Below are 17198 nucleotides of genomic sequence, written 5' to 3' on the forward strand. Positions count from 1 at the left end.
AAAACCTTTCGCCAGAAAAATTGCGCCACTAAAGCCGCTGGTGCTGCACCGTGTGAATTCACGACGTGCGTGCGTGTTCCAGAAAAAACCGCAGCATCTCCTGCGTGGCGCTGACGCCACGGGCGTCGGTTTGGCTGACCCGGGCATTGCCGCCCGACCAAGCGTGACCAGCGCTGTGCAACACCCAGTGCTCGGCCAGCACGTCTGCGCCCTGCGGGCTGTCTGCAGGCGCGTCAGCCGGGGGGGCTGCACGGTACATCGTGCGCGTGAAGCCCTGGCCGGCGCTGGACTGGCCGTGCAGCGTTTCGTGCTGTACGGTGCCCTGCTCGCCCAGTGCCGCTTGCAAAGCCGCCTCGACCAGTTGCTGGCCATTTTTGACGTGCACGGTGGTGTCGGCATCGCCATGGAACACGATCAGCGCCGGCTGTTCCGCGCCGCTGGGGTGTGCAGTGGGCTGGGCTTGGGGGCCCAGTTTGGCGCCATTGTTCATGGCCGATAGCGCCGCCATCATGTTGTCGGCGGCACCCGCTTGCAGGCCCGAATGCACGCCGATGGCGGCAAACAGCTCGGGGTATTCGCGTGCCAGCAAAGCGGCCATGGCGCCGCCGGCTGAGATGCCTGCGGCGTACACGCGCTGCGCATCCACCGGGTGGCGCGCCATCACGTCGTGCAGCATGGCCACCATCAAGCCCAGCTCGCCCTGGCCGCGGCGCTGGTTGTCTGGCTCAAACCAATTCCAGCAGCCGCCCGGATTGGCGCCGCGCGCTTGTTCGGGGTACAGCACCAGCGTGTGGGCCTGCGCCGCAGCGGGATTCATGTCGGTGGCGATGGCAAATTCTTTGGCTTCTTGCGAGCAGCCGTGCAGCATCATCACCAGCGGCATCGGCGTGCCTGCTGCGGCGTCTGGGGGCACATACAGCCAGTAGTGGTGCAGTGCGCCGTTGAGCAGGACGGCGATGCGCTGAAAGCTATCTGGTGCTTCCCGCTCAGGCGGGCTGGTGGCGCTGCCAGCGGCTTGGGGATCAGGCAGCAAGGCGTCGGGCACCTGGGCGCTGCTGTGGATGACAGAGGCGACAGCTGCCGCTGCGGGCGCGCCGATGAATGCGCGCTGCATGGCTTCGGTAGCATCCAGAAAATGGCTGCCGTACATCATCTCGGTAGCCTCACCCATCATGTGGGCGAATTGGGTGTTCCAGTCCATGGAAAGTCCTTGTGGGAGTGTGAGAACGTGATAGCGCTCTGCGGCAGGTCAGGCGGTGCAGCTGACCGGCGCGACCTTGACAACAGCGCTTTGTGAGTGCTGATAAAGGGAATGGAGAAGGCCCATGAAAAAGTCCTTGTGGCATCCGTGTGGAGGGTGCGTGGATGTTTTAAAAATTTTCAGCGAAAAAAAGAACCTACAGGCTGCTTGTCAGCACGGAAGCTGGTTTGCTCTCTAAAAATAGCTTATAGAGCTTATCTATCAAGATGGAGCGATCGATTTTGGCATAAGCCAGAATTTTGCGTTCACAACTTGTTGCACTCCACAGCTTTCTGTCAACAAGAGAAACCCTGTTGGCCACGACCACCTGCCAAGGAGGTGCCCAGGTGCTGGCCGTTGCCCTGCAGCGTTCAGAGATCGAGCTCTTTGTGCTCGCCCAGGTTTTTCGGCGGCGTGCCGGTGATGGCGGCCTTGGTCATCTTGAGCAGCTGCACCATCTTGCTTTCGTCGACGTTCCAGTATTCGGCGTGTTTCACGTTCACCACCAACAGGGCCAGATTCGGGTCGATGGCGCCCTCGGGAAACCAGGCCTTGGCCATGGGGCTCCAGAGGGCCTCTTTTTTGGCCAGATCGTCATTGAAGCTGGCTTGGCCAGAAATTGCCACATAGCGGTCGGCGCTGGGGTCGGCATAGGCTACGCTGACCTCGTTGTCGGCTTGCAGGCGGTCGTGCAGCTCACTCTGGTTGGAGATGAAGTAATACAGCTCGCCGCGATCGTCCATTACCTTATTTTGGGTGGTCAGCGGGTGTGCGTGCATCTGGCCGTTAGCGCCGTGGTGCGTGACCATGCCAATGCGAATGTCCTTGATGAGTTCCCACAGGGTTTCGTGTGCAGGGGTCTTTTTGTCCATGGCGGCCTCCAGAAAAAGGAACAGTGAATAGGCGATTGACTGTAGGCGGCCGCCAAGGCCGCAGGCGTCGGTGCGCTGCGCGTACCCCTGTGGGGTCTGTCCCACAGTGCGGGCGCACTAGGGACAGGGTGTTGCTTCAGGCCTTCTTCAAAAATTCCGACTTGAGAAACAGGCTGCCCAGATCGGTCTTGCAGTCCACGTTGTGGCCATCAGCGCCATCGACCAAGCGGATGCTCTTGATTTTGGTGCCCTTCTTCAGCGTGGACGACGAGCCTTTGACCTTCAGGTCTTTTACCAAAATCACCGAGTCGCCGTCTTGCAGCGGATTGCCGTTGGCATCGCGCACTACGCCATCACTGGCGGCTTCGTCGCTGTCAATACCGGCGACCTGCGGCCACTCGTGCGCGCAGTCGGGGCAGACGTAGTTGTCGCCATCTGGATAGGTGTTCTCTAGGCCGCATTGCGGGCAGGCGGGGACGGTATTGGACATTGGATTCCTTCAAATGTTCTATTAAAAATGATAGCTGTTAGCGCAGGTATTTAAACAGATGCGCAATATAAACAGTCTGAAAGCCTTTAGACGCCTGCGCTACTAGCTCACTTTTTAAATAGCGGGGCGGCGCACCAGCGTGAAGGCGGGCAGGCCATTCAGCAGGCGCTGGCCGTAGCTGGTGCGCGTCAGGCGCTTGTCGTAGCAATAGACATGGGCTTGATCGTCTTCGGTGCGGATGGCGCGGCCGGCCCACTGCGCCAAGCGCATGGCGGTGGCCGGCACTACCAGCTCGCTGAACGGATCGCGCCCGACGGCGCGCAGCCATTCGGCACGCGCCTCGCCCACCGGGTCGTCGGGCGGGGCAAACGGCAGTTTGGTGATGAACACCGACTCGCACAGGCGCCCGGGCAAATCCAGTCCTTCGCCAAACGACTGCATACCAAAAATGATCGACACCAGGCCGCCCGCCACGCGCTCGCGGTGGCGTGCCAGCAGCTGCGTGCGCGGCAGGGCGGTTTGCACCAGTACGGCGGCGCGCAGCGCGGTTGGCAAAGCATCGACGGCTTTGCGCATTTGCTCGCGCGAGGTGAACAGCACCAGCGCGCCCGCTTCGACCCGCGCCAAATCGTGCAACAGCGCTTCGACCATTTCGGCGGTGAAGGCGGCGGCGTTTTTCGGTTCGGCGTGGGTTTCGGCAGCAATCAAGGTGCCTTGCGCGGCGTAGTTGAACGGGCTGGCCACTTCCAGCGTGGTGGCCGCGTCGTCGCCGTGCAGGCCTGATTCGTGCATAAAAAAGTCAAACTGCCCGCAGCTGGTCAGCGTCGCCGAGGTCAGCACCGCGCCGCGCACGCTGCTCCACAGATGGCGGCGCAGCGTGGCGCCGGGCAGGATCGGGCTGGCGTGCGCTTTGACGACGATAAAGTCGCCGTCGATTTCGAGCGTGAACCACTTGGCCGGCGGCACATAGCTGGATGGGGCATCGTCCGGTGCGTGCTGCAACAGCAATTGCGCCGTGGCGTGGGCCTGCTCCAGCCGGGGTGCCAACATGCCAATCTGCGCGTACAACTGCGACAGACGGCGCGCTTCGTCCGGTTTGTCGCGCATTTCGGCGCGCAAGGCTTTGGAGATGGCACGCAGGCATTCCAAAAAGCCATCGGCGTGGTGTGACAGCTGGGCCAGCGGCTCCCGCAGCGCCTCGGGCAGTTCGCCGCGCGGCACACGCACGCGCGTCGGCGGCGGTTTGCTGTTCGGGCCGCCCCAGCGCGGTGCGGGCTGGCGCAGCTCGTTGCCATACACGTCCATCACCAGCCGCGCCAAATCTTGCAGGTGCTGGCGCAGCTGGCTGGCGTGGCGCGGGATGTCGGCAATGTCGCTCACCTGCACCAGTTGGCCGATGCGCAGGCTGCGGCTGGCCAGGCGGTCAATCCAATTGAGCCGGCTCAAATCCATGCTGCAGGCAAACTGGTCCAGCGCGGTGGCGGGCAGGTGGTGCGCTTCGTCCAGCACCAGCAGGCAGTTGTCGAGATCCGGCAGGATGCGCGCGCCAATCGACGACAGCAGCAGGTCGTGGTTGGCCACAATGACCTGCGCGCCGACCAGTTCCTTGCGCTTGTCGTAGTAGGTGCACTGGGCAAACGCCGGGCAGTGCTTGCCGGTGCAGGTGGCGCCCTCAGCGGCGACAGGGCTCCATACCTCAGGCTCGGGCGGGTGGTCCAGGCTGTCGCGGTCGCCATCCCAGGCGCCGGTCGCCAGCGTCTGCGCCATGCTGGCGTAAAACTGCACGCGTGCTTCGGTCTCGTGCTGCGGGCGGGCGGCGGCGGCTTCTTCGGGGAACAGGTCGCCCTCGTCCTCGTCGTGCGCTTCACCAGTGCCGGCCAGGCGCTCCAATTTCAGCTTGCAAACATAGCGTCCGCGCCCCTTGGCCAGCGCAAATTTGAACGGCTCGGCCATTTGCGCCGCCAGCGCCGGCAAGTCCTTGTTGACCAATTGCTCTTGCAGCGCCACGGTGGCGGTGGAAATCAACACCCGCGTGTTGCGTGCCAGCGCCAGTGCCAGCGCCGGCGCGCAATAAGCCAGCGACTTGCCGACGCCGGTGCCTGCCTGGATGACGGCAATGGCGCGCACCGGCGCCACGCTGTCGTCCTCGGACTTGCCCAATTGCGCCATGCTGAAGGTCTGCGCCACCTGTTCGGCCATGCTGCGCTGGCCGGCGCGGCCGCGAAAACCGTCGGTGGCTTGCACCACCTGATCGAATGCTTGCAGGGCCGCCTGGGCCCACTCAGAAGAAGACATAGGGGCGGGAGTGTGGCACGGGCATGGCTTGCTGGCCTACAAGCGGCGGGGTAGGGGTCTCTTACGATGGGGTCACCACGCCCCCATTCCCTACAGGAGCCGCCGCCATGACCGCCACCCAACCCCCTGCCAAGCCGACACTCTCTGAGGCGCCCGCAGCACCTGCTGTGGCGGTGACGGAGCAGCGCAGCGTGAGCACGCGCAAAAAAGAGCCTGACCCGAACACGCCACCCGCCGATGGCACGCACACGGACGATAAAACCCTGCCCAAACTGCCGCACGAACGTGACCAGTCGGTCGATATGACCGACGGCATCCCCAGTGCCGAGATGCAACAGGCGCACCGCGATGTCAAACGCGGCTTGGTGGACACCGATGCCGCGCTGGAGGCACACAACATCGGTAAGCCGGTGGTGCCCACCGAGCCGGCCCAGCCCGGCACACCGGGGCCGGTCGAGCCTGACCACCGATAAAGCAGGGCACGCGGCCTGCGCGCAGAAAAAACGCCGCAAACCAGTGGTTTGCGGCGTTTGTCAGCCGACAGCTGTCAGCCGCAGTGAATTAGTGCACGCCGTTGTAACGCTGTGGGTAGAGCGCATTGAGCTGCAGACCGCTTTCGCCCGGGGCCAGCAGGTCGCCGGAGCGCCGTGCCTGCTGCAAATCCGCTTTTACCTGTGCACGGGTGTTTTCGGCGCCGCTGGTCTGTTGCGGGTATTGGCTGGGGAAGAGTTGGTTGCGTGTCAAACCGCTTTCACCGGGGGCCAGCACGTGGCCTGTGCGCTGGGCTTGCTGCAGTTCAGCGCGCACTTGTGCGCGGGTCAGGGGCTCGGCAGGCGTGGCGGCGAAAGCTGCGCTGGCCGAGAGGGCGACCAGGGCCAGGGAGAAGGAGCGAAGGGAAATGCGTTGCATGGTGGTCTTTCGTAACATGACAGGAAGGCGGGCGATAACGCTGCCGGTTTTCAGGAGGTTGGCAGTGGTAGGAGGTATGTCCTCGGCTGCGTTATCCAGTGCTTTGTATGTTAAAAAAACCTTCCCGACAAAACGATTGCACGCACATTACCGATGTGTCATGGAGCGCAGCTTGCGCTGCAAGGGGCTATCAGCCCTGCGCCTTTTGGTCCACCGCCGCTGCCGCCGTGTTCTGCCCGCGTGTCTTCCACAGCGACACCAGCACGCCACCAGCGATCAATCCCGCCGTCACGCTCAGGCTGACCACCGAGGGAATCTTGCCCACTAGGTTGACCAGAAAAATCTTGCCGCCAATGAACACCAGCACCAGCGCCAGGGCGTATTTCAGATAGACGAAGCGGTGCACCATCGCAGCCAGCGCGAAGTACAGCGCACGCAGCCCCAGGATGGCGAAGATGTTGCTGGTGTAGACGATGAACGGGTCGGTGGTGATGGCAAAGATGGCCGGCACCGAGTCCACGGCAAAAATCAGGTCGGCCATCTCCACCATGCACAGCGCCAGAAACAGCGGCGTGGCCCAGACCACGGCGCCCTTTTTGTCGTCCTCGGCTGGGTGCGGTGCGCGCACAAAGAACGCATTACCGTGCAGCGTCGGCGTGACGCGCAGGTGGCGCTGCAGCCAGCGCACCACCGGGTTGCTGGCCAAGTCCGGCGCGTCGTCGGCGGACATCGACAGCATCTTGATGCCGGTGATGACCAAGAATGCGCCAAAAATATACAGCACCCAGCTGAATTGCGTCACCAGCGCGGCGCCCAAGCCAATCATCAGCGCACGCAGCACGATGGCGCCCAAAATGCCCCAGAACAGCACCCGGTGCTGGTACTGGCGCGGAATGGCGAAGAACGAAAAGATCATCGCAATCACGAACACGTTGTCCATCGACAGCGACTTTTCAATCAGGAAGCCGGTGAAGTAGTCGATGCCGCTTTGCGCGCCCAGCTGCCACCACAGCCAGCCGCCAAACAGCGTGGCCGCGCTGATGTAACCGCCCGACAGCCACAGGCTCTCGCGGATACCGATGGCATGGTCGTCGCGGTGCAGCACGCCCAGGTCAAAGGCCAGCAGCGCCACCACCACGCCGACAAACACCAGCCACAGCCAGGTGGCCTGGCCCAAAAAAGGAGCGTATAAAAATTCGGTCATGGCCGGGTCCTCGGTGGGGTGTTGGTAGCTCAGACCGCACGGCCGCTGGGGTCGGGAGCGGCCTCCGGCAGTTGCCAATGCTGCGCCAGCCGCGCCATCAGGCGATCTTCGGCCGGTGCCCAGTGCGCGTCGGCTTGCGCCAGTTGCCGGCACAGCGCCAGCGTGGTGGCGCGCAGCGCCGGGTCACTCACTTCGTCCAACAGCGTGCCCAGCGCGTGCCCGTCCATCTGGCAGGTGCTGCCCCACTGTGGGTAGGCGCTGGTCAGCAGGTCCTCTGACAGGCCGCGCAGCACTGCGCGCAGCTGCTGTGGCGTCAGCTGCAAACGCGCACCAGCGTGCAGCGCGTCCAGCGCCTGCATCTCACTGTGACAGACATGGCCGTCGGCCAGCATGGCCAGCGCCACGATGCGGGCGGCGGCTTCGGGGCTGTTGGAGGGATAGGTACGCATGGTGGTCTTTCGGTGAAAGTGCAACGGAAGAAAAATCAGTCAAAAATTTCGCTCAACCACGACTTGCGTGGCCGCTGGTTGCTGCTGTGCTGTCCAGGGCGACGATCGTGGTCGTAACGGTCATCCCGGTCGCTGCGACCGGATGGGCGAACGCCAGCAGCCGGGGGCTGCGCAGGCAGCGAGCGCTCGATCAGCTTGTCCAGTTCGCCGCGATCGAGCCAGACGCCACGGCACTGCGGGCAGTAATCGATCTCGATACCGCTGCGTTCGCTGATGACCAAGGTGCTGGCGGGGCAATGGGGGCAATGCATGGTGATCTCCTGAAATAAAAGTGGCAATGGAGCGACTCTAAGAGCCACAAGACTTCAGGAAAATCAGAAAATTGTCACCATCGCTTCGAATAATACGAAGCGTCTTGAAAGAAGCAAACCATGAATTACAAGCACCTGCACTATTTCTGGACGGTGCTGCGCGCCGGCGGCGTCGTGCGCGCTAGTGAGCAGCTACACCTGACGCCGCAAACCCTCAGCGGGCAAATCAAGCTGCTGGAGCAGCGCCTGGGCCAGCCGCTGCTGCGCAAAGTTGGGCGCGGCGTCGAGCCGACCGATGCCGGCCGCCTGGTGATGCGCTATGCCGATGAGATTTTTTCGCTCGGCGCGGCATTGCAGGAGGCGCTGGACAGCGGGCGCGACCTGCGCCGCGCCACGGTGCTGCGCGTGGGCATTGCCGACGCCCTGCCCAAAGCGATCGCTTTTCATGTGCTGGAACCCGCCATGGCGCTGCCCGAGCCGCCGCAGCTGGTCTGCCACGAGGGTGGCCTGACGTCGCTGCTGGGCGAGCTGGCGGTGCACCGGCTCGATCTGGTTTTGTCGGACGTGCCAGCGCCCGCGCGCCTGAGTGTCAAGGTCTATACCCACCTGCTGGGGCGCACCGGCATGGCCTTTTTTGCTGCGCCGCAGCTGCTCAAGGCCGCCGGCCTGACGGCGCGGCGCGCGCAAGCGAGCTTTCCGGCGTGCTTGGCGCAGCTGCCGCTGCTGCTGCCGACCCGCGCTTCAGCCCTGCGCGCGCGGCTAGACGCTTGGCTGCGCCAGCAGGCGCTGGCACCGACAGTGGCGGCAGAGTTTGACGACAGCGCTTTGCTCAAAGCGTTTGGCCGCGAAGGCCAGGGCGTGTTTGCCGCGCCCGCCGTGCTGGCACAGGAAATCGTGCAGCAATACCAGGTGACCCTGCTGGGCCACCCGGAGGATTTGTGGGAAGAGTTCTACGCCATCTCGGTGGAGCGGCGCATTTCGCATCCCGCCGTCGCCGCCATCACGGCCGCCGCCCGGTGCAAGCTGTTTGCGCCTGCAGCGTTGGTCAGCCGTAGCTTGGAGTGAAAGGGGCTACAGAGCCAGGGGCCGCTTACTGCACCAGCGTGGCGCTGAGCGTGATGTGGGGCACGCCAGCCAGTGCCTTGGACAGCGGGCAGTTGTTTTTGGCTTCGGTGGCCAGTTGCTGGAAGGCCGCGTCGTCCAGGCCCGGCACCTTGGCGTTGAGCGTCAGGGCGATGCGGTCAATGGTGAAGCCTTCGCCGTCCTTGACCAAACGGACGCTGGCCGTGGTGTCCAGTGCTTCAGTGGGGTGACCAGCCTTCTCGGCGGCAAAGGCAAACGCCATCGTGAAGCAGGCGGCGTGCGCTGCGCCGACAATTTCTTCCGGGTTGGTACCCTTGCGGTCGTCTTCAAAGCGGCTCTTGAAGCCGTAAGGATAGGCCTTCAGCGCGCCGGTTTCGGTGCTGATCTGGCCTTGACCGGTTTTGCCGGCGCCTTCCCAGTGGATGCTTGCAGTTTTTTCAGACATGGCAGAGTTCCTTTGGACAAAAGGAACATCACAGCATGGCGCCGCTCTGCGGGCTGTCGGCCACGGCCGCGCCGGTGCGGCCGTGCCGTCCTACAACGGTGGCCTCAGAACGTCAGCACCTTGTCGGCGTCCAGCGTCCACTGGGCCAGTTCGGCCAGGGTGCCAATTTCTAGTCCCTTGATCAGTGGCAGATCGGCCAGACCGCGCGCCAAGGCGCAGGTGCGGCACAGGCGGATGGTGACGCCGCAGTCCACCAGTTGCTCGACCAGGGCTTGCAGGCCGCTGCCGTTGCCATCCTGCTGGTTGGGCAGGCCGACAAACGAGGCGTCGGACATCAAGAAAACGCGCAGTTGCACTTCTTCCGTGGGGTGCGCTGCCAGAGCGGTAGCCACGCGCAGGCCAGACAGGCAGCGCTCGCTGCCATAGGGGGCAGCATGGATGATGATCAGGATTTTTTGCATCAGGGACTCCTTGGGATGGTGCTGTTTAACGGCGGATCAGGTAGCGGATCGTCGGCCCGTCCTGCTGGATTTCCAGCACTTCGTAGCCGTGGTTTTTGGCGTCCAGCGGAATGTTGTTGATCGACTGCGGGCAGTCCGACACCACTTCCAGAATCTGGCCGGGCGCCAGTTGCGGCATGGCTTCGAGGGTGGCCACCGCTGGGTACGGGCAGGGCTCGCCGACCATGTCGAGGCGAAAGTCGGGAAGGTAGGGGCTGGTGGATGGGGAGGTGACTGTCATGGGGGTCTTTCAGAGTGCGGTTTGCAGCAGGGCCGCGGCGGTAGCGTTCTGGCGGGCCTTCTTGGCAAAAAAGTGCTTTTCCCACCAGATGACCAGTGCCAGCGACAGGCCGAGCATCAGGTAAGTCGCCAGCAGGCCGCCCTGTGGGCCGAGTGTCTTGAGCAGGTTGACCTTGTCGTAATTGACGGCAATCGTGGGCGCCAGATCGTCCCACACCAGCGCCAAAAGTGTTGAGCCGATGACGTTGCCCAGGCCGACCCACCAGTAGTGCACCTGACCTTCGACGGCGCGGTACATCCAGCCGGTTTCGCAGCCACCGGCCAGCACGATGCCAAAGCCAAACAACAGGCCGCCAATCACCGCATTCGGGCCGGCCCAGAAGATTTTCGGATCCAGCCCCAGCTGCACATAGCTGTACACGCCAATCGTGCTGACCGCCATGCCGGCAAGGATGGCCTTGGCCATCTGCGTGCGCCCGGTGATCCACAGGTCGCGAAAGGCCGAGGTAAAGCAGACCTGGGCGCGCTCGATGATCAGGCCAAACGCCAGGCCAAACAGCGCTGCCAGCCCGAGCTTGGGCGCATCGAACATCTTGGCCACGGCCCAGACGATGAAGGCCAGAAACAGGAACATCCCGAGGCGAAAACGCGTTTTGGCCTGCGCCGCGTGCGCTGACAACGGCTGCGGCGCCGAGACCTTTTGCAGCTTCACCGGGATGCGAAATACCGGCAGCAGGCTGACCTTGGCGCCGGCCAGCGAGCCAATCGCCGTGGCGATGGCAAAGAACCAAGCGTGCAGCGAGAACTGCGGAATACCGGTGAAGAACGCCGCCAGATTGCAGCCCATCGCCAAACGTGCGCCAAAGCCGGCAATGATGCCGCCGGCCAGCGCCTGGAACACACGGATGCGGTGCGTCGGGTAACGCAGCTTGACGTTATTGGCCCACAGCGCCGCAGAAAAGCAGCCGACGAACATGCCGATGATCATCACGCCATCGATGCGGGTCAGCGGTGTGCCCTGCAGTCCAATGAGCTTGAAATAGCCCCAGTGGGACAAGTCCACGCCAGCAAACTGCAGCGCATGTCCGCCCCAGCGCGTGAACTCGCCGGTGACGGCCCAGAAGGTGCCGGTCAGGCCAAAGTAATAGGCCGACAGCACCCCCGCCGCAATGACGGCGGGGACGGGTGACCAAAAGCGCACCAAGTAGTGCTGCTTGAACTGATTCCAGGACATGGGGGGTGACTTTGCAGAAGGGATATAAAAACAAAGGCTCCCGAAAAGGAGCTTGCCGGGCTTATTTTCGTCCTATTGACCCACCGCTGTGATATGCCTTGCTGACATGAAAAACCATGCCCTCTCTCAAGCGCCTTCGCCATCCCCGCTGTCCCTGGTGCCGGCCGAGATCGATTTTGCTGCCGAGGCGGCCCTCGTGGCGCGCCAGTTGATCGGCCTCACGCTGCTGGTGGAGGGTGTCGGCGGGCGCATTGTCGAAGTCGAGGCCTATGACCAAAGCGATCCGGCATCGCACACCTTTGCCGGCCCGACGCCACGCTGCGCAGCGATGTTTGGGCCGCCCGGCTGTGCCTATGTGTACCGCTCGTATGGCCTGCACTGGTGCCTGAATGCCGTCTGCCGCGAGGTCGGCCACGGTGCCGGGGTGCTGCTGCGCGCGCTGGAGCCGACCCACGGCTTGGTGCAAATGCGCGTGCGCCGGGGGCTGGACAACCAGCGCCTGCTGTGCGCCGGGCCGGGGCGGTTGACGCAAGCGCTGGGGGTGGATGCGCGCTGCAACGGCCTGTCCCTGCAGGCGCCGCCGTTTACGCTGTGGCAACCCGCGCCCAGTCAGCCACCCATCCCCATCGAGATCGTCACCGGCCCGCGCATCGGCATCTCCAAAGCGGTCGAGGTACCGTGGCGCTTTGGCGAGCGCGGCTCCCGGTTTCTGAGCCGCGCCTTTGCCGCGCCACGCCGCAGTTGAAGCCGCGGTGGGGCCACCACGCTTTCTTCAACTTTGATGTTGCTTTGCGCGCGTTGGCATTTGCTGCGCGGAAGGCGAAAGAGCCGAAAATTCTGCGGTGAACCCCTGCCCGTCATCAACATCCCAAGTCAACCCAGCCAATCGGCTTTCAAATGCCACTGGGCGATCCAGGCCGGTATCTCTTGGGCTGGCATAGGATGCGCAATGCCGTAGCCCTGTGCTAGGTCACAGCCAATGTCCAACAACATACGGCAGTGCGCTGGCGTCTCAACGCCCTCGGCAATGACTTGTCGCTTGAAGGCGGTGGCCAAACCCAGCACACCCTTGACAATGGCCAGATCTTCTGGATCGACCAACATGTCACGAATAAAGCTTTGATCGATCTTGAGGGTCTGAGCCGGCAGGCGTTTGAGGTGGGTCAGCGTCGAAAAGCCCGTGCCGAAATCATCCAGTGCAAAACTCACACCCCATGTGGCGCACTCCGTGATGACATGGGCCACCAGGCTGATGTCTTCCAGTGCACTGGTCTCCAACACCTCCAACTCCAGCTGACCGGGCTTGACCTGTGGATGGCGCGCCAAGGCCGCTTTCAAGGACTCTGTGAATTGGGGCTGTTGCAAATGGTGCCCGGTGAGGTTGATGCTGACCGGCAGTTCTATCCCGGCACTGCGCCACCACTCGATCTGCCGCAGTGCCGTATCCATCACCCATTCACCCAGCTCAATGCCAATGGCATGGTTCTGAATTTCGGGCAAAAACAGGCCGGGAGCCAATAACCCACGCTGTGGATGCCACCAACGGATCAGTGCCTCGGCCCCCACCACATCACCCGTGCGCAGGTTCACCTTGGGTTGGTAATAAAGCACCAACTCACCATTGCGCAGCGCTTGCTGAATGCGTAGCACCGACGCGTTGCGCAAACGCAAGGTCCGGTCGTGTGCGGTGTCAAACAGGTGGTAGCGATTTTTGCCCGCCATTTTTGCGCTGTACATGGCCTGGTCGGCTTGGCGCAGCAACTGATCCCCATCGGCTTCCTCGATTTGCGGATAAATGGTGACACCCACACTGGCAGAGACACGCAGGCTGTGGCCGTCAAGCTCGATCGGACTGGCCGCAATGTCCAGCAGACGCTGAATCATGGGCACGGCCGACTGAATGCCAGGTAAGTCCACCAGGATGGCCACAAACTCGTCCCGGCCCAGCCTTGCAATCGTGTCACCTTCACGCATGGATGCCTTGAATTGCCCCGACAGTGCCGTCAAGAGCCGGTCGCCCAAGGCATGTCCATGGTGGTCGTTGACGGCTTTGAAGCCGTCCAGATCGAGGTAGACCACGGCCAACTGCAACCCTCGCCGTTTGCTTTGCGCAATGGCGTGTTGCATCCGATCACTTAGAAGCACCCGGTTGGGTAGACCGGTAAGGGTGTCGTAATTCGCCATGTACTCCAGGTGATTTTTATGGGCACGCTGGGAGCTGATGTCCGAAAAACTGCCCACAATGCGCAGCACCTGTCCCTGGCTGTCGCGCTCCACCACCCGACCACGGTCCTGTACCCAGATGACTGCACCGTCTTTGCGCAGCAGTCGATGCTCGGAGTGGTAGTCCATAGCTCCATGCACCACCATCTGGTCAAGCCGTTGTTGTACGATTTGCCGGTCTTGCGGGTGAATCAGGCTGATAAAGAAATCCACCGTCTCGGGAATTTCGCTGGCATCAAATTGCAGGTTTTTGTACCACTGTGGGTTGTGAATGACCCGACCGGTGGGCAGATGCCAGTCCCATATGCCTTCGCGGACAATCTCCATCACCTGCTGCAAGCGTTGCTCGCTCTCGGTGACCTTCTGCTGCGCATGGATTATGTCAGTGATGTCCTGTGCAATCACCAGGATCTGGTTCTGACCGTCCACGCCAAGAAGCGGCTTTTTAATGGAGCGGTAGTGCCGAATGACACCGGTATTGTTATCGCGGCTGTTCTCAAAGACGACTTGTGTCTCGCCCTTGGCCATGATGCTCAGCACGTTGTGGCGGAAAAATTCGGCCATTTCCTGCGGAACGCCAAAGTCGCCGTCGTGTTTGCCAACCATCTGCTGAGGGGTGGTGCCGTAGAGCGTTGCCACCGTGCGATTGCCCAATAAAAAATTTCCTTCGTGATCTTTGAGCATCACCGGGTCTGGAATTTCGTCAACAACGGTGCGCAAGAACAACTCGCTGGCCCGCAGCGCGCGCTCAGCCGCCTTGCGGCCTGAAATGTCAATGTCGAGGCAATACATTTCCGGCTCGCCATCGGAATCGATTTGCATCACGTGGCTGGAAAAAACCTCGACGGCGGAGCCATCCGCACGTTGCATGGTCAACTCAGCTGCTTCAATGGCCGCGCCGCCCTGGCACCAAGCATCCACCAGTTGAATCATCGACGCACGCATGGACGGTGGAATGATCAAGTCTTCCAGCTGCCGACCTAACGCTTGCGTATGCGTGTAGCCGTAGAGTGCTTCGCTGGCCTGGTTCCAGTAGATTACCCGCCGCTGGCGGTCATAGCCTTGCACCGCGATGGATGGAACTTGATTGAAGATCGTGGCCAGACGTTTCTCGTTCTGGGCCAGCGCCAGTTCCGCTTTTTTGAGATCAGAGATGTCACGAACAATGCCAAAGAGGCCAATGAGGTGACCGTCCCCATCGCGCAGCGGGTATTTGCGGTTGTCGAACCACCCCAGCTTACCGTCCTGTCTGGGCATGGATTGCACGGCGTGGGTTACCGCCGCACCGGCCAATACCTGCTGGTCCAACGCGTAATACTTGTCGGCATAGCTCTCGGGGAACAGGTCGTAATTTGTCTGGTCGATCAGGCTCGTCTGCTGCCCCATTGACACCAAAGCCGGACTGGCACCCACAAAGACGTGGTGCCGATTTTTGAAGTAAATGAAGTCGCCCGTGCTCTCCATCATGGCCTGAAAATTGGCCATGAGCGAGTTGTATTCCAGAGAAGGCGCCATGCGTTTGGCTTCCCTCAATTGCAACGCTAGTTGCGTTGCCCCTCCTGGTTGCACGCTGTGGGTGAAGTGGCCGGCAACACACCGAATACGGCCATCGGCGTGGCGAAGACGCAGGTTGATACTGGCTGAGTCGGGCACTGTGTCTGGCAAAAACAGCTTGGCAGCCAGATCTTGATCGCCGGGGTGAATCAGTTCGTCCAGTTCCGGATGGCCCTGCAGCAATTGCTCTGCGGTATAGCCCAGCAGCTGGTGCGGTTGCCCTTTGATGGCCTTCAGGGTGATATCAGGGGTCAGTTCAAAAATGAACAAAACATCAGGTGTGCTCGGCATTGGGCCTAACTTTTAAGGTGACATTTGCTGGTGGTGATCGGAACCAGGCCCTTCCATTTTTGCACGCGCACCACGCTGAAGGGCCCCGGGATTGACCTGATGCCCAGAAGATGGACAAACCTTCAACGGCAGGGCAAAGGAGGACACAGCGTTCAAGCTCAAGGGCATCAAGAGCGTGCTGGCCGGTGAGGGGGGAGCGAAGCGGCTGCCCCACCCCGCCCCACGCTACGCCGGCCCTACAGGTCGAGCGACTTGACCCCACAGGCACTGCGCTGGTGCCTGGCAACCTATCCGCAAGCAACAAGCCGGTGGGCTGGAATGGACCCCCTGATCTGAGAAGTAAAAAATACGAGTCAAAAGTGCCTCTGGCGCTTGTCTGTAAAGCGCTGGCAGCTCTTAAAAATAGAGTCAATCAAACGTCCTGTCGATCTTGCTGCGCAGCGCACAAGCGGCGCAAATGCAGGTGCGCTGCGTCCTCCCAGGCGGCCGGTTGCTGGTTTCTGGCTTGCACATAGTGGTGCGTGAACACGTCCAGATACGCCTCCAGCATTTGCGCCGCTGCGTGGTCGCCGGCCAGTTCCAAGCACAGCGCCGCCACTTCCGAGGTGCAGACATGTGCTTCGCAACGCGAGCGGCGCAGGCGGTAGCGCGACAGCTGCTGCGGCTGCAGACTGAGCACCGGCAAGTTGTCGAGGTACGGACTTTTGCGAAACATCTTGCGCGCCTCGGGCCAAGTGGCGTCGAGCAGCAGAAACAGCGGGCGTTTGGTGCTGGCATCCGATGTTGTTGCTGGCGCTGCCAGCAGCTGCGTCACCAGCCGCCCGGGCGCCACATATTCGCCCGGAAACACCACATATGGCTGCCACTGCGGATCGGCCAGCAGCGCCAGCAAAGCTGGATCGATCTCGGTGCGCGTCCAGCCAAAAGCAAAGGTGTCGGTCACTACATCGGCAATCAGCCAACCGGTGTTGCTGGGTTTCAGCGGCTCGATGTCGGCCATCAGCAAACACACCCCAGCGCGCGCCGCCACCGCCGGACGCAAGGCGCACAGGCAATGGCTGGCCGGCAGACGGCAGCCAGCACAGCGCTCGATGCGCGAACCGCCGCGCGCCAGAAACGGCTTGGCACTGCGCGCCAGCCGAGCAGTGCGCAGGCGCGAAACCGCGTGCGGCGCTACAGCAGACATCACCGCCGCCCCACGCTTTCCAGCGCAAACAGCGGCAGCTCAGCGCGCTCACTGAGCCAGACGCCACCGCCCACTTCCGCAAAATGGCTGCCCAGGCCGCGCCGGTACAGCTGCGCGCGATGGCGAAACATGCGGCCATCGGTAATCTCTTCGTCCAGGATGCCCAGCTCCCAGTCCTCGCGCGTCACGGCTTCGACGTACAACGCGCCTTGGCACAGGGTGCCCAGATTGGCCATCGCCGCTTTGGCATCGTCGGCGCTCAGATACGGCAGCACGCCCTGGCAGATCACCAGGTCAAACGGTGCGCTGGCGCGGTAATTGACCACCGAGCCGCGCTCCCAGCCAAAGCGCTCGCACAGGTAGGGGCTGTATTCCACGCCCTGAAACGTCGCCAGCGGAAAGTGCCGCGCCATCACCTCGCGCCACAGCCCAATGCCGCAGCCGACATCCAGCACCCGCGCCACCGGCACGCGCAGGTAGTGCAGGTAGCTGCAGACAAACGCCCCCAGCCGCTCGACGTGGCCGGGATCGACCACGCTGGTTTTTTTGTCGAAATAAAAGCGCTGGTAATACGCCTCGTCAAACCAACCGTCACTTGCAGATTGCACGCCTCAGACCCTCGTAAAAAAGACGGCCCGCCGGGCCGTCAAAGGGGCGCAAGTATGGCGCACG

Annotated in this window: 18 protein-coding genes; 3 read left to right on the forward strand and 15 right to left on the reverse strand. The window is 62.3% G+C overall.

Features of this window, described 5'->3' with window-relative positions:
- Positions 1 to 58 precede the first annotated feature (58 nt).
- The 4 genes from Q390_RS0102965 to dinG all read right to left on the reverse strand — a co-directional run bounded on the left by Q390_RS0102965 (position 59) and on the right by dinG (position 4897).
- Positions 59 to 1201 (reverse strand): extracellular catalytic domain type 1 short-chain-length polyhydroxyalkanoate depolymerase, encoded by a 1143-nt coding sequence (locus tag Q390_RS0102965; RefSeq protein ID WP_037472021.1) that lies wholly within the window; start codon positions 1199 to 1201, stop codon positions 59 to 61.
- Positions 1202 to 1611: 410 nt separating this feature from the next.
- On the reverse strand, positions 1612 to 2112 hold the full coding sequence (locus tag Q390_RS0102970; RefSeq protein WP_027994740.1) for a pyridoxamine 5'-phosphate oxidase family protein: 501 nt from the start codon (positions 2110 to 2112) through the stop codon (positions 1612 to 1614).
- A gap of 136 nt (positions 2113 to 2248) precedes the next feature.
- Positions 2249 to 2602, reverse strand: a complete 354-nt coding sequence (locus Q390_RS0102975) for a zinc ribbon domain-containing protein YjdM (protein ID WP_027994741.1) — start codon at positions 2600 to 2602, stop codon at positions 2249 to 2251.
- A 114-nt stretch (positions 2603 to 2716) separates the two neighbouring features.
- The gene (dinG, locus tag Q390_RS0102980) at positions 2717 to 4897 is read right to left on the reverse strand and encodes an ATP-dependent DNA helicase DinG (protein ID WP_027994742.1); all 2181 of its coding nucleotides are present in this window, start codon (positions 4895 to 4897) and stop codon (positions 2717 to 2719) included.
- A 107-nt stretch (positions 4898 to 5004) separates the two neighbouring features.
- On the opposite strand from dinG, the gene Q390_RS17340 reads away from it, so the two are divergent.
- Complete coding sequence (locus Q390_RS17340) at positions 5005 to 5370, forward strand: hypothetical protein (RefSeq protein ID WP_037472022.1); 366 nt, start codon at positions 5005 to 5007, stop codon at positions 5368 to 5370.
- An 88-nt stretch (positions 5371 to 5458) separates the two neighbouring features.
- Here the strand turns inward: Q390_RS17340 and Q390_RS17345 are convergent, their stop codons facing one another.
- From Q390_RS17345 to Q390_RS0103005, 4 genes are all read right to left on the reverse strand, one after another.
- Positions 5459 to 5806 (reverse strand): DUF4148 domain-containing protein, encoded by a 348-nt coding sequence (locus Q390_RS17345; protein WP_051603005.1) that lies wholly within the window; start codon positions 5804 to 5806, stop codon positions 5459 to 5461.
- A 190-nt stretch (positions 5807 to 5996) separates the two neighbouring features.
- On the reverse strand, positions 5997 to 7010 hold the full coding sequence (locus tag Q390_RS0102995; RefSeq protein ID WP_027994743.1) for a TerC family protein: 1014 nt from the start codon (positions 7008 to 7010) through the stop codon (positions 5997 to 5999).
- A 29-nt stretch (positions 7011 to 7039) separates the two neighbouring features.
- On the reverse strand, positions 7040 to 7459 hold the full coding sequence (locus tag Q390_RS0103000; protein WP_027994744.1) for a tellurite resistance TerB family protein: 420 nt from the start codon (positions 7457 to 7459) through the stop codon (positions 7040 to 7042).
- A 35-nt stretch (positions 7460 to 7494) separates the two neighbouring features.
- Complete coding sequence (locus Q390_RS0103005; RefSeq protein ID WP_027994745.1) at positions 7495 to 7770, reverse strand: TFIIB-type zinc ribbon-containing protein; 276 nt, start codon at positions 7768 to 7770, stop codon at positions 7495 to 7497.
- A gap of 120 nt (positions 7771 to 7890) precedes the next feature.
- On the opposite strand from Q390_RS0103005, the gene nhaR reads away from it, so the two are divergent.
- On the forward strand, positions 7891 to 8835 hold the full coding sequence (gene nhaR / locus Q390_RS0103010) for a transcriptional activator NhaR (RefSeq protein ID WP_027994746.1): 945 nt from the start codon (positions 7891 to 7893) through the stop codon (positions 8833 to 8835).
- Positions 8836 to 8860: 25 nt separating this feature from the next.
- On the opposite strand, the gene Q390_RS0103015 is transcribed toward nhaR, so the two are convergent.
- The 4 genes from Q390_RS0103015 to yedE all read right to left on the reverse strand — a co-directional run bounded on the left by Q390_RS0103015 (position 8861) and on the right by yedE (position 11272).
- Positions 8861 to 9298: an OsmC family protein gene (locus tag Q390_RS0103015; RefSeq protein ID WP_027994747.1), complete on the reverse strand. Its 438-nt coding sequence runs from the start codon at positions 9296 to 9298 to the stop codon at positions 8861 to 8863.
- A 104-nt stretch (positions 9299 to 9402) separates the two neighbouring features.
- Positions 9403 to 9759: a DsrE/DsrF/TusD sulfur relay family protein gene (locus Q390_RS0103020; protein ID WP_027994748.1), complete on the reverse strand. Its 357-nt coding sequence runs from the start codon at positions 9757 to 9759 to the stop codon at positions 9403 to 9405.
- Positions 9760 to 9784: 25 nt separating this feature from the next.
- Positions 9785 to 10039 carry a sulfurtransferase-like selenium metabolism protein YedF gene (yedF, locus tag Q390_RS0103025; protein WP_027994749.1) on the reverse strand — a complete coding sequence of 85 codons (255 nt, stop codon included), beginning with the start codon at positions 10037 to 10039 and terminating at the stop codon, positions 9785 to 9787.
- Between the two features lie 9 nt (positions 10040 to 10048).
- Entirely contained in the window at positions 10049 to 11272 is a 1224-nt protein-coding gene (gene yedE, locus Q390_RS0103030) for a selenium metabolism membrane protein YedE/FdhT (RefSeq protein WP_027994750.1), read from the reverse strand.
- Between the two features lie 106 nt (positions 11273 to 11378).
- On the opposite strand from yedE, the gene Q390_RS0103035 reads away from it, so the two are divergent.
- Positions 11379 to 12017 (forward strand): DNA-3-methyladenine glycosylase, encoded by a 639-nt coding sequence (locus Q390_RS0103035; RefSeq protein WP_051603006.1) that lies wholly within the window; start codon positions 11379 to 11381, stop codon positions 12015 to 12017.
- Positions 12018 to 12145: 128 nt separating this feature from the next.
- Here the strand turns inward: Q390_RS0103035 and Q390_RS18980 are convergent, their stop codons facing one another.
- The 3 genes from Q390_RS18980 to Q390_RS0103055 all read right to left on the reverse strand — a co-directional run bounded on the left by Q390_RS18980 (position 12146) and on the right by Q390_RS0103055 (position 17134).
- The gene (locus Q390_RS18980; RefSeq protein ID WP_051603007.1) at positions 12146 to 15340 is read right to left on the reverse strand and encodes an EAL domain-containing protein; all 3195 of its coding nucleotides are present in this window, start codon (positions 15338 to 15340) and stop codon (positions 12146 to 12148) included.
- A gap of 412 nt (positions 15341 to 15752) precedes the next feature.
- Positions 15753 to 16526 (reverse strand): tRNA-uridine aminocarboxypropyltransferase, encoded by a 774-nt coding sequence (locus tag Q390_RS0103050; protein WP_037472023.1) that lies wholly within the window; start codon positions 16524 to 16526, stop codon positions 15753 to 15755.
- Complete coding sequence (locus Q390_RS0103055) at positions 16526 to 17134, reverse strand: class I SAM-dependent methyltransferase (protein WP_027994753.1); 609 nt, start codon at positions 17132 to 17134, stop codon at positions 16526 to 16528. The genes Q390_RS0103050 and Q390_RS0103055 overlap by 1 nt, the downstream gene beginning before the upstream one ends.
- Positions 17135 to 17198 lie beyond the last annotated feature (64 nt).

It is taken from the genome of Simplicispira psychrophila DSM 11588, assembly GCF_000688255.1.
Classification (GTDB): Bacteria; Pseudomonadota; Gammaproteobacteria; order Burkholderiales; family Burkholderiaceae_C; genus Simplicispira; species Simplicispira psychrophila.

What these genes read in the sequence shown, in the direction of transcription:
- Q390_RS0102965 (WP_037472021.1), bottom strand. Translation starts at nt 1,201, where the DNA reads ATGGACTGGAACACCCAATTCGCCCACATGATGGGTGAGGCTACCGAG.
- yedF (WP_027994749.1), bottom strand. Translation starts at nt 10,039, where the DNA reads ATGACAGTCACCTCCCCATCCACCAGCCCCTACCTTCCCGACTTTCGC.
- Q390_RS0102970 (WP_027994740.1), bottom strand. Translation starts at nt 2,112, where the DNA reads ATGGACAAAAAGACCCCTGCACACGAAACCCTGTGGGAACTCATCAAG.
- Q390_RS18980 (WP_051603007.1), bottom strand. Translation starts at nt 15,340, where the DNA reads ATGCCGAGCACACCTGATGTTTTGTTCATTTTTGAACTGACCCCTGAT.
- Q390_RS0102995 (WP_027994743.1), bottom strand. Translation starts at nt 7,010, where the DNA reads ATGACCGAATTTTTATACGCTCCTTTTTTGGGCCAGGCCACCTGGCTG.
- Q390_RS0103005 (WP_027994745.1), bottom strand. Translation starts at nt 7,770, where the DNA reads ATGCATTGCCCCCATTGCCCCGCCAGCACCTTGGTCATCAGCGAACGC.
- Q390_RS17340 (WP_037472022.1), top strand. Translation starts at nt 5,005, where the DNA reads ATGACCGCCACCCAACCCCCTGCCAAGCCGACACTCTCTGAGGCGCCC.
- Q390_RS0103000 (WP_027994744.1), bottom strand. Translation starts at nt 7,459, where the DNA reads ATGCGTACCTATCCCTCCAACAGCCCCGAAGCCGCCGCCCGCATCGTG.
- dinG (WP_027994742.1), bottom strand. Translation starts at nt 4,897, where the DNA reads ATGTCTTCTTCTGAGTGGGCCCAGGCGGCCCTGCAAGCATTCGATCAG.
- Q390_RS0103050 (WP_037472023.1), bottom strand. Translation starts at nt 16,526, where the DNA reads ATGTCTGCTGTAGCGCCGCACGCGGTTTCGCGCCTGCGCACTGCTCGG.
- Q390_RS0103035 (WP_051603006.1), top strand. Translation starts at nt 11,379, where the DNA reads ATGAAAAACCATGCCCTCTCTCAAGCGCCTTCGCCATCCCCGCTGTCC.
- nhaR (WP_027994746.1), top strand. Translation starts at nt 7,891, where the DNA reads ATGAATTACAAGCACCTGCACTATTTCTGGACGGTGCTGCGCGCCGGC.
- Q390_RS17345 (WP_051603005.1), bottom strand. Translation starts at nt 5,806, where the DNA reads ATGCAACGCATTTCCCTTCGCTCCTTCTCCCTGGCCCTGGTCGCCCTC.
- Q390_RS0103020 (WP_027994748.1), bottom strand. Translation starts at nt 9,759, where the DNA reads ATGCAAAAAATCCTGATCATCATCCATGCTGCCCCCTATGGCAGCGAG.
- Q390_RS0103015 (WP_027994747.1), bottom strand. Translation starts at nt 9,298, where the DNA reads ATGTCTGAAAAAACTGCAAGCATCCACTGGGAAGGCGCCGGCAAAACC.
- Q390_RS0102975 (WP_027994741.1), bottom strand. Translation starts at nt 2,602, where the DNA reads ATGTCCAATACCGTCCCCGCCTGCCCGCAATGCGGCCTAGAGAACACC.
- yedE (WP_027994750.1), bottom strand. Translation starts at nt 11,272, where the DNA reads ATGTCCTGGAATCAGTTCAAGCAGCACTACTTGGTGCGCTTTTGGTCA.